The organism is bacterium endosymbiont of Bathymodiolus sp. 5 South (assembly GCF_900128535.1).
GTDB lineage: Bacteria > Pseudomonadota > Gammaproteobacteria > PS1 > Pseudothioglobaceae > Thiodubiliella.
Genome location: NZ_FQTR01000223.1, coordinates 1 through 2,198, shown reverse-complemented (window position 1 = coordinate 2,198; position 2,198 = coordinate 1). Strand labels below are relative to the sequence as shown.

Genomic DNA, 2,198 nt, shown 5'->3' with positions numbered 1-2,198 from the left:
GGTCAATAATCACTTGGTCCATCACACTTTCAGATTTTTTCTCTGTACTTGCTGGTGTCGCAAGATAGGCCAAAGTCAAACTGGTGATAAAAAAACCAACAGCAATACTGGCAGTTAATTTATACATAAATGAGTTTGCACCGCGTGCACCAAAAACCGAACCTGAAGCGCCAGCACCAAAAGCAGCGCCAGCATCAGCACCCTTACCATGTTGCATTAAGATAAGTGCGATTAGACCAAATGCCAACATCATATGAATAATTAAAACAATTTGAAATGACATAATAATTACCCCGCCTTGCAAATACGTAAAAAATCATTAGGCTTTAATGATGCCCCGCCAATCAAACCACCGTCAATATCTTCACAAGCAATTAACTCATCTGCATTGCTAGGATTCATACTACCGCCATAAAGAATAGGTGTTGATTGTGCTATATCTGCATCACTTTGTGCCAAAAGCTCACGAATATAAGCATGTGTATCTTGCGCCTGTTGTGGTGTTGCAGTAACGCCTGTACCAATCGCCCAAACTGGTTCGTAAGCAATAATAATGTTTTTGAAAGCCTCAATACCAACACGCTTAATCACAGCGTTAACTTGTCTCGCCACCACAGCTTCTGTGTTGCCGGCTTCTCTTTCTTCTAATAATTCACCAACACAAAATAGTGGCGTCAGCCCATTGTCCAATGCAACTTGCACTTTTTCAGCAACAATCTCATCGCTCTCGCCGTATAGGCTTCTACGCTCTGAATGCCCAACAACAACATACTCAGCACCAAAGTCTTTAAGCATGTCTGCACTCACTTCACCTGTAAAAGCACCGGAAGCGTTAACATTTAGGTTTTGTGCGCCAATCTTTAGTTGTGAGTGTGCTACTAAAGCCTCAACCTGACACAAATAAGGGTAAGGTACACAGACAATAACCTCTGATTTAACATCTGACATACCCTCAAGAACGCCTAGCACCAGTGTGTTAACTGTTTCTTTTGAGGCGTTCATTTTCCAGTTACCTGCTACGATTGTTTGGCGCATAAATACTTATCTAATTATAGAAATTGAGCAATGTTACTCTAATTGGGCACAAAAATCAATCAGTGCGTAGATTTTGAGCCAAAATAAAGCGCCAAAGAAACCATTAAAATACCCAGTGAAAAATACACCAAATCTAGCGCACTTGCAAAAGTCATTGACAAAGAAACCTCAAAAAAAGTAACCACCAAAATCATTAAAATGACTTTGGAAAGCTTTGATTTCAAATCATCAAGTGAATTAATCTCCAATACTTTTGAGCAACTACTGTTTTGAGCCTCATCAATATCACTAATAAACAACTCGTATAAACCTAGCGCAAATATTAACAAAATGGTTGCCAATAAAAATCCATCGATAGAGCCCACTGTGTGTGCAACCATTTCAATTTTTAATATTTTTCTAGCTTCAATCGTTGCGTCTAAATACTCACCTGCATGCATAAACAATGAACCAACATCAATAGCCGTAATCACAAACAACACCAGTGATAACAACAACGAGGAAAGCACGGCTGCAAGCACCATAAAACGCGAATTCCACAAAAACTTTTCAAAATACTTTTCAGTAAACTTCACTGATTAACCCCTACTCGAAAGACAAAAGCTTAGTATATCATTATTTGTTTTAACGAAACAAAAACACGACTAAAATAATCTTTTATTGTGCTCACTCAGAAACTTTATGTCAAAAACTTGGAAAAAATGTTTAGAAACCTTAAAAGATACTGTGCCAGTAGGGCAATTCAGTGTCTGGATTAAGCCGCTAAAAGCACAAGAAGAAAACGGCACTTTAACAATATTGGCGCCTAACGATTCGGCAGTAAGTTATCTTAAAAAAAACCTAAAACAAAAAATTAAAGACGTGATTGTGCAGCACGATAAAAACCTGAAGATTTTGATTGGTGTTGTGGGTCAACCACAGACAAAAAAGCAACATACAACACCCCTTCTAGATGACTATACTTTTGAAAATTTGGTTTTAGGTAACGCCAATCAAATAGCCTACGGCGCTATTCAACAAATCGCAGAAAATCTTAAAAACTCTCCTTACAATCCTTGCATTGTTTACGGTGGATCAGGGTTGGGAAAAACGCATTTAATGCAAGCTGCAGGACACCTGGTAAAAGAAAAAGACCCTAAAGCCAAAATTATTTATATGCCATT

The 2,198-nt window shown here is 38.3% G+C and carries 4 protein-coding genes; 1 reads left to right on the top strand and 3 read right to left on the bottom strand.

Annotated elements, in window-relative coordinates:
• The 3 genes from secG to BBROOKSOX_RS10240 form a co-directional block, all read right to left on the bottom strand.
• A partial coding sequence (gene secG / locus BBROOKSOX_RS10250; RefSeq protein WP_139661654.1) for a preprotein translocase subunit SecG occupies positions 1-283 on the bottom strand: 283 nt, incomplete at its 3' end.
• 5 nt (positions 284-288) lie between these two features.
• Positions 289-1,035 carry a triose-phosphate isomerase gene (tpiA, locus tag BBROOKSOX_RS10245; RefSeq protein WP_139661651.1) on the bottom strand — a complete coding sequence of 249 codons (747 nt, stop codon included), beginning with the start codon at positions 1,033-1,035 and terminating at the stop codon, positions 289-291.
• A gap of 59 nt (positions 1,036-1,094) precedes the next feature.
• Entirely contained in the window at positions 1,095-1,610 is a 516-nt protein-coding gene (locus BBROOKSOX_RS10240; protein ID WP_139659795.1) for a YqhA family protein, read from the bottom strand.
• 106 nt (positions 1,611-1,716) lie between these two features.
• Between BBROOKSOX_RS10240 and BBROOKSOX_RS10235 the strand changes: the two genes are divergently transcribed.
• On the top strand, positions 1,717-2,198 hold a 482-nt coding region (locus tag BBROOKSOX_RS10235; protein ID WP_257607858.1), incomplete at its 3' end, for a DnaA ATPase domain-containing protein.

Excerpts from the sequence above, each read along its gene's own strand:
- tpiA (WP_139661651.1), bottom strand. The coding sequence starts at position 1,035 with ATGCGCCAAACAATCGTAGCAGGTAACTGGAAAATGAACGCCTCAAAA.